This window comes from Roseicyclus sp. (genome assembly GCF_052168335.1).
GTDB lineage: Bacteria > Pseudomonadota > Alphaproteobacteria > Rhodobacterales > Rhodobacteraceae > Roseibacterium.
The window spans coordinates 1-7466 of the sequence record NZ_JBQLZP010000154.1 but is presented as its reverse complement, the minus strand read 5'-3'; the positions used below and the strand labels follow the sequence as shown (position 1 = coordinate 7466).

Sequence of the window (7466 nt, the reverse complement as noted above, 5' to 3'; positions counted from 1 at the left end):
GTGCTCGTCCACGCGCTGGCTCGCGGGCAGGATGTCGAGATACTCGTTCCTCTCGGCGCGGAAGAAGTTCCAGCCGCGCTGGCAGTGGCGGATCAGCGAATGCGCCTTGTACTGGGTCGCCACCGCCATCTTGCGGACGCCGGAGTTCAGCGCGTTCGACAGCGCGAAGTCGATGATCCGCGCCTTGCCGCCGAAGTAGACGGCGGGTTTCGCGCGCTTGTCGGTCAGTTCCTTCAGACGGCTGCCCCGCCCCCCGGCGAGGACGAAGGCCATCGTGTTGCGCATGAGTTGCGACGAGCTGTCCACCATCTGGTCCCCCCTGGTCTCCCTCCGGCCGCGCGGGACGCGGCCCTCCACCTCGGCCCGAGCCTAGGCGATCCGGGCCCAAGTGCAACATCCGCCATGGGGCGGGACGGGGTGTGCCGCTCAGATGAGCGGCGCCGCCCCCCAGATGTCCTTCAGGTAGCCGCGGATCGTGCGGTCCGAGGAGAACCAGCCCGAGCGCACCGTGTTGAAGGCCGCCATCCGCGTCCAGGCGTCCCGGTCGCGGTAGACGGCGTCCACCTCGCGCTGCGCGCGCCAGTAATCGGTGAAGTCCGAGGCCACGAGGAAGTAGTCGTGATTGGCGATGTTGTCGGCAACATGGGCGTAGCGGCCCGGCTCCTCGGGCGAGAAGACGCCCGCGCGCACCGCTTCGATCGCGGCGGCAAGCCGCGGGTCGGCGGCGATGGCGCGCTGCGCGTGGCCCGGCAGCTTGCGCCGCGCCTCGGCCTCCTCGGCGGTCATGCCGAAGAGGAAGAAGTTCTCGGCACCGACATGCTCGCGGATCTCGACGTTCGCTCCGTCGAGCGTGCCGATGGTGGGCGCGCCGTTCAGGGCGAACTTCATGTTGCCCGTGCCCGAGGCCTCCTTGCCCGCGGTCGAGATCTGCTCGGAGAGGTCCGAGGCCGGGATCAGCCGCTCGGCCAGACTGACGTTGTAGTTGGGCAGGAACACCACCTTCAGCCGCTCGCGCGTCAGCGGATCGGCGTTCACCACCTCGGCCACGTCGTTGATCAGGCGGATGATGTCCTTGGCGAAGAAGTAGCCCGGCGCGGCCTTGCCCGCGAAGATCTTGACCCGCGGCGTCCAGTCGGCCTTGGGGTCGGCGCGCATCGCCTGCCAGAGGGCGACGGCCTCGAGGATGTTGAGATGCTGGCGCTTGTACTCGTGCAGGCGCTTGATCTGCACGTCGAACATCATCGCCGGGTCCAGCGCGATGCCGTGCCGCGCGCCGATCCAGTTGGCGAGGTCGACCTTGTTGGCCTGCTTGGCCTCGGCGTAGGACTCGAGGAATGTCGGGTCGTCCACATGGCTCTCGAGCTCCGACAGCCGCTCGAGATCGGCGACCCAGCCCTCGCCGATGCGCGCGGTGATCAGCCCCGCCAGGCGCGGGTTGCAGGAAAGGAGCCAGCGGCGCGGCGTCACGCCGTTGGTCTGGCTGACGATCCGGTCGGGATGCAGGCGGTTCAGTTCGGCGAAGACCGACTTCTTCATCAGCTCGGTATGCAGCGCCGAGACCCCGTTGACCTTGTGCGCCATGACGAAGCTGAGCTCGCCCATGTTCACCGTGCCCGCGTCGTGGATGCGGACGGAGCTGCCGGGATACGCCGCGCGGTGCGCCTGGTCTATCCGGTCGATGAGCTCGAGATGCCGCGGCAGCAGACGGCCGAAGAGCCCCTCGGACCAGCGCTCCAGCGCCTCGGGCAGCAGCGTGTGGTTGGTGTAGCCGAGCGTCGCGCGCGCCGTCGCCACCGCCTCCTCGAAGCCCATGCCGCGCTCGTCGTGGAGAAGGCGCACCAGCTCGGGCCCGGCAATCGCGGGGTGCGTGTCGTTGAGCTGGATCGCGACCTTGGCGGGCAGCTTCGCGAGATCGCCATGCTCCGCCTCGAAGCGGCGCAGGATGTCCGAGAGCGACGCGGCGGTGAAGAAATACTCCTGCTTCAGGCGGAGTTCCTTGCCGATATCGGTCGTGTCGTTGGGATAGAGCACCCGGCTGATCGTGCGCGCGGTCTCCTCGGGGGCGGCGGCGCCGACGAAATCGCCCCGGTTGAAGCTGTCGAGATCGAAGCCGCGGACCGACCGCGCCGACCAGAGCCGCAGCGTGTTGGCCCAGACGCCGTTCCAGCCCACGACGGGCGTGTCGTAGGCGGCGGCGATCACCGCCTCCCCCGGCTCCCAGGCGCCGTCGCGCGCCTGCCCGCCGAAGCCGATGCGATAGCGCGTCTCGGGGCGCTCGAACTCCCAGGCGTGCGGCTCCTGCAGCCAGGTCTCCGGCAGTTCCGCCTGCCGCCCCTCGACGATGCGCTGCTGGAAGAGGCCGTGCTCGTAGCGGATGCCGTAGCCGTGGGCCGGAACCCCCAGGCTCGACATCGATTCGAGGAAACAGGCCGCCAGCCGCCCGAGCCCGCCGTTGCCGAGCGCGGCGTCCGGCTCGTCCGCGATCACCGCCACGGGATCGAGACCGAAACGGTCGAGCGCCTCGCAGGCGGCGTCGAGCATCCGGAGGTTGACCAGCCCGTCCTCGAGCAGGCGGCCGATCAGGAACTCCATCGACAGGTAGTAGACGCGCTTGGCGCCCGCCGCATAGGCGCGGTTCGTCGAGGAGAACCAGACGTCGACGATGCGGTCCCGGATGGCGTGGGACAGCGCCATCCGCCAGTCGTAGACGGTGGCGTGGCCGGCGTCCTTGCCCACCGTGTAGTGCAGGTGGTGCAGGATCGAGGCCTGCATGTCGGGGGTGCCGCTGCGGGTCGTGTCGTGCATGGGTCCTTGCCTCGGACGGACTGGGAAAGCCTAGGTGCGCGTTCTCGGCGACACTATGGCGTGTTTCAAGACAACATTTGGCTTACAAGGGGACAAACTTGTGCATCGGGCGGGACCTTGCCGCCCCTCCGCCGGTTCCGCCGCCCGGCAGCGTCGAGGACCAGAGCCAAGACCGTTTCGCGGAGAATGGCGCACCCGAGAGGATTCGAACCTCTGGCCTCTGCCTTCGGAGGGCAGCGCTCTATCCAGCTGAGCTACGGGTGCAGCGCGAGGGTTCCTATACCGGCGGGGGGACGGGCCCGCAATCGGAAATGAGGCGGGCCGACCTCAGGCGAAGAGCTCGTGGCAGAGCTGGAGCGCGTCGACGAGCGCGTCCACCTCGGCCTCCGTGTTGTACATCCCGAAGCTCGCGCGGCAGGTGGCCGTGACGCCCAGGTGCTCCATCAGCGGCTGGGCGCAGTGGTGGCCCGCGCGCACCGCGACGCCCTTCTTGTCGAGCACCGTCGAGATGTCGTGGGCATGGGCCGCGCCCTGCATCGTGAACGAGAAGATCGCCCCCTTCCGCGCGGAATTGCCTTGCACGCTCAGCCAGTTGAGGCCGGAGAGCTGGGCGCGCGCATACTCGGTCAGGCGCTTCTCGTGGGCGGCGATGTTCTCCATCCCGACGCCCTCGAGATAGTCGAGCGCGGCACCGAGGCCGATCTGCTGGACGATGCCGGGGGTGCCGGCCTCGAACTTCATCGGCGGGTCGTTCCAGGTGATCTCGTCGCGGTGGACCTCGCGGATCATGTCGCCGCCGCCCATGAAGGGGCGCATCTCGGCCATGCGCTCGGCACGGATGTGGATCGCGCCCGAGCCCGAGGGGCCGTAGAGCTTGTGCCCCGTGACCGGGTAGAAGTCGGCCCCGAGCGCGTCGAGGTCGAGCTTCATGTGGACGGCCGCCTGGCTGCCGTCGACCAGCACCGCCGCCCCCCGCTCGTGCGCCGCGTCGATCACCGGCTTCACGTCGAAGACGGTGCCGAGCACGTTCGACATGTGGCTCATCGCGACGAGCTTCGTCCGGGGCCCGATCGCGTCGATGACCGCCTGCGGATCGAGATCGCCGTTCCGGTCCACCTCGACCCATTTCAGCACGACGCCCTGCCGCTCGCGCAGGAAGTGCCAGGGCACGATGTTGGCGTGGTGCTCGGCGACCGTCAGGACGATCTCGTCGCCCGCCTGCATCCGCGGCATGGCCCAGCCATAGGCCACGAGGTTGATCCCCTCGGTCGTTCCGGACGTGAAGACGATCTCGCGCTCGTCCCGGACGCCGAGGAAGCGGGCGATCTTGCCGCGCACGGCCTCGTAGTTCTCGGTCGCGAGGTTGGACAGGTAGTGCAACCCCCGGTGGACGTTGGCGTATTCCATGGAATAGGCCTGCGTGATCGCGTCGATCACCACCTGCGGCTTCTGCGCCGAGGCGCCGTTGTCGAGGTAGACCAGCGGCTTGCCGTTCACCTGCCGGGACAGGATCGGAAAGTCGGAGCGGATCGCGTCGATGTCGTACATGTTTGCTCCTTCGCCCGGTTTCGGGCGCGGATGGGAAACGGAAGACAGCCCGCTCACGCGGTCGGCACCACGACGCCGAGCGACGCCAGCACGAGGCTGAGGAACACGAGCATCCCGAAGGCCCCGAGAAGCGTCACCACGAAGACGAGCCCAAGCGAGGTGAAGCCATGCAGGACGGCGATGAAGTTGACGAGCAGCCAGAAGAACAGCGCGACGGCGAGGATCGTGATGATGCCCGCCAGCGGCGGCAGGACGAGGATGGCGACGATCTGGATCACCTGCACGCAGATGAAGATGAACTGGAGCCAGATGACGAGGAGCGCGGCCTCCTCGAGGCTGCCGCTGCCGCCGAAAAAGCGCCCGACGTGGTAGATCGCGTGGATCATCAGGAAGAGGAACGCCGCCTGGATCAGCCCGAGCGCCAGCGGCGACTGCACGAAGGGCCCGGTCATCGGCCCGTCGGCGGGCAGGACCGTCACCAGCGCCACGATCTCGCCCATCATGAGCGAGGCCACGACCACCAGCGCGAACATCAGCCACAGCGCCTGGCGGCGCGGCGCGAAGCTGAGCACGGTCGTCGCCCCCTCGCGCGGGTTGGCGACCGTGTCCCGCGCCAGTCGCAGGAGCGAGCCGAGTGTCGCGATGTCCGTCATGGCGCCGTCTCCGCCTCGGGGCCGCGCTCGGCCTCCCCGAGACAGATGCCCCATATCGCGAGGAAGGCCAAGAGCAGGAGCGCGCCCACCAGGTTCTGCGCGGGACCCGGCCCGATGAACCCCGCGACGAGTCCATGGAGGAGCCAGGCGGGCGTGCTGGCCAGCAGCGCCCAGAACAGCGCGAGGCGCGCGGAATACCAGGTGCCGCGCCCGCCGACGAGCCTTGCCACGAGATGCGTCAGCGCGCCGAGCGCATAGGCCATGAGCGGCCAGATCATCAGCATGGCGAAGAAGGTGATCGCCAGCCGCGCCTGGAGCGGCGCGTCGCCCTCGGCCGCGAAATAGGCCTCGCGGCTGATGCGCGGCCACTGCGCCACGAAGATCAGGAAGCAGGCGCCGATCAGGAAGGCGAGCGCGCGGTCCTCGCGCCGGCCCTGCGCGAGCAGGCGCCGCATGACCTCGCGCGGCCGCCGCCACGTCGCAACGATGTCGCGCGAGACGCTCATGCCTTATGCCTGCCGCCTCCGGGCCAGCCACTGCTCGAGCCGCGTGCGGATGTCGTCGCGCAGCCGCTCGTCCTCGATCTCGTCGATGGCCTCGGCGATGAAGGCGAGCACCAGGAGGTCCGTCGCCTCCGAGGCCGGAACGCCCCGCGAGCGCAGGTAGTAGAGCGCCGTCTCGTCGATCGCGCCGGTGGTCGAGCCGTGCGAGCACTGCACGTCATCGGCGTAGATCTCGAGCTCGGGCTTGGCCTGGAACGACGAATCCTCGTCGAGCAGCAGCGCCTGGCTGATCTGGTAGCCGTCGGTCTTCTGCGCGCCCGGCTTCACCAGGATCTTGCCCTGGAAGACGCCCTCGGCGCCGTTCCGCAGCACCTTCTTGAAGACCTGCCGGCTCTCGCAGCGTTCGGCGCCGTGGGTGATGAACACGGTGTCGTCGTGGTGGAACGCGCCGCGCTTGCCGTCGCCCATCGCCGCGCCCGCGACATGCGCCACGGCGTCGTCGCCGGTGAACTCGATCACGTGCTCGTTGCGCGTGAGCACGCCGTTGGCCGTCAGGGTGAAGGACTTGTAGACCGACCCCTCGCCGAGCCGCGCGAACACGTGCGTCGCCGCCCGCCGCTCGTGGTCGCGGCCCTGCGCGCGGACATGGTGGAAGGTGCCGCCGCTCGCGACCTCGACCTCCATGCACTTGTTGAATCGCGCGGCCGCCGGCCCGTTCTCGAGCACGGTCAGCTCGGCGCCCGTCTCGACCTTCACGAGGTGATGGAGCATCGCGTCGGACGTTTCCGACTTGTGGAGATAGATCAGGCTCACCGGCTTCGACACGCGGCCCGTCGTCCGGATCACGAGGCCATCCGTGGCGAAGGCCGTGTTGAGGGCGGCGAGCGGTCGGCGCACCGGGTCCTGCCCGCGCGCCTCGAGCACGCCGTAGAGGTCGCGCGCCCAGTGGATGTCGCGCGAGGCCGCCTGCGGCAGGCGCTCGATCTCGAGGCCCTCCTGCGACAGGTCGTCGGACTGCGCGGGGTCGAAGACGCCGTCGACGAACACGATCCTGAGGCGCTCGATCGACGCGAAGAGCGGCACCTCGTCCCCCCCGTCGAAGAGCGCGGCGCGCGGCGCGCCCTCCTGCGTGAGCGACGCGGGGTCGGTGAACTTCCAGTATTCGTCGCGCCGCGTCGGCAGCCCGTACTCCCTGAGCCGCGACAGCGCGCCCCGGCGCGCCTCGGCCGCCCAGTGGGCTTCGTCCCCCGGCAGCGACAGCGCGGCGATCCGCGCCTCGGTCAGGTCGGCCTTCGCCTGCGCCAGAGCCATCACGCCACCTCCGCGAGGATGTCGGCATAGCCGTTCTTCTCGACCTCGAGCGCCAGCTCCGGCCCGCCGGTCTTCACGATGCGGCCATCCGACATGATGTGGACGACGTCCGGCACGATGTGGTCGAGAAGCCGCTGGTAGTGCGTGATGACGAGGAAGCCGCGCCCCTCGGACCGCAGCGCGTTCACGCCTTGCGCGACGAGCCGCATCGCGTCCACGTCGAGGCCGGAATCCGTCTCGTCCAGGATGCACATCTTCGGCTCCAGCAGTGCCATCTGCAGGATCTCGTTGCGCTTCTTCTCGCCGCCCGAAAAGCCCACGTTCACCGGGCGCTTCAGCATGTCGGCGTCGATGTCGAGTTCCTTGGCCTTCGCCCGGATCAGCTTGAGGAAATCGCCGGCGCTGACCTCCTCCTCGCCGCGCGCCTTGCGCTGCGCGTTGAGCGCGGTCCTGAGGAAGGTCATGTTGCCGACGCCCGGGATCTCGACGGGATACTGGAAGGCGAGGAAGAGACCGGCCGCCGCGCGCTCCTCCGGCTCCATGCCGAGGAGGTCCTGCCCCATCAGCGTCGCCTCGCCGCCCGTCACCTCGTAGCCGTCGCGGCCCGAGAGGACGTAGGACAGCGTCGACTTGCCCGAGCCGTTCG

The 7466-nt window shown here is 69.2% G+C and carries 7 protein-coding genes and 1 tRNA gene; all 8 read right to left on the bottom strand.

The window, feature by feature from the left end; translation table 11 throughout:
- The coding region (locus ACTS11_RS04850) for a sugar phosphate nucleotidyltransferase (protein ID WP_442639215.1) at positions 1-309 on the bottom strand (309 nt) is incomplete at its 3' end.
- A gap of 117 nt (positions 310-426) precedes the next feature.
- Positions 427-2805 carry a glycogen/starch/alpha-glucan phosphorylase gene (locus ACTS11_RS04845; protein WP_442639214.1) on the bottom strand — a complete coding sequence of 793 codons (2379 nt, stop codon included), beginning with the start codon at positions 2803-2805 and terminating at the stop codon, positions 427-429.
- A 187-nt stretch (positions 2806-2992) separates the two neighbouring features.
- Positions 2993-3069 (bottom strand) — tRNA-Arg (locus tag ACTS11_RS04840).
- 63 nt (positions 3070-3132) lie between these two features.
- Entirely contained in the window at positions 3133-4353 is a 1221-nt protein-coding gene (locus ACTS11_RS04835) for a cysteine desulfurase (RefSeq protein ID WP_442639213.1), read from the bottom strand.
- Positions 4354-4406: 53 nt separating this feature from the next.
- Positions 4407-5006 carry a Yip1 family protein gene (locus ACTS11_RS04830; protein ID WP_442639212.1) on the bottom strand — a complete coding sequence of 200 codons (600 nt, stop codon included), beginning with the start codon at positions 5004-5006 and terminating at the stop codon, positions 4407-4409.
- The gene (locus ACTS11_RS04825; RefSeq protein WP_442639211.1) at positions 5003-5512 is read right to left on the bottom strand and encodes a YIP1 family protein; all 510 of its coding nucleotides are present in this window, start codon (positions 5510-5512) and stop codon (positions 5003-5005) included. The genes ACTS11_RS04830 and ACTS11_RS04825 overlap by 4 nt, the downstream gene beginning before the upstream one ends.
- Positions 5513-5515: 3 nt before the next feature.
- Positions 5516-6820, bottom strand: a complete 1305-nt coding sequence (locus ACTS11_RS04820; RefSeq protein ID WP_442639210.1) for a SufB/SufD family protein — start codon at positions 6818-6820, stop codon at positions 5516-5518.
- A partial coding sequence (sufC, locus tag ACTS11_RS04815) for a Fe-S cluster assembly ATPase SufC (RefSeq protein ID WP_442639209.1) occupies positions 6820-7466 on the bottom strand: 647 nt, incomplete at its 5' end. The genes ACTS11_RS04820 and sufC, both read right to left, overlap by 1 nt.

Excerpts from the sequence above, each read along its gene's own strand:
- ACTS11_RS04820 (WP_442639210.1), bottom strand. The coding sequence starts at position 6,820 with ATGGCTCTGGCGCAGGCGAAGGCCGACCTGACCGAGGCGCGGATCGCC.
- ACTS11_RS04830 (WP_442639212.1), bottom strand. The coding sequence starts at position 5,006 with ATGACGGACATCGCGACACTCGGCTCGCTCCTGCGACTGGCGCGGGAC.
- ACTS11_RS04825 (WP_442639211.1), bottom strand. The coding sequence starts at position 5,512 with ATGAGCGTCTCGCGCGACATCGTTGCGACGTGGCGGCGGCCGCGCGAG.
- ACTS11_RS04845 (WP_442639214.1), bottom strand. The coding sequence starts at position 2,805 with ATGCACGACACGACCCGCAGCGGCACCCCCGACATGCAGGCCTCGATC.
- ACTS11_RS04835 (WP_442639213.1), bottom strand. The coding sequence starts at position 4,353 with ATGTACGACATCGACGCGATCCGCTCCGACTTTCCGATCCTGTCCCGG.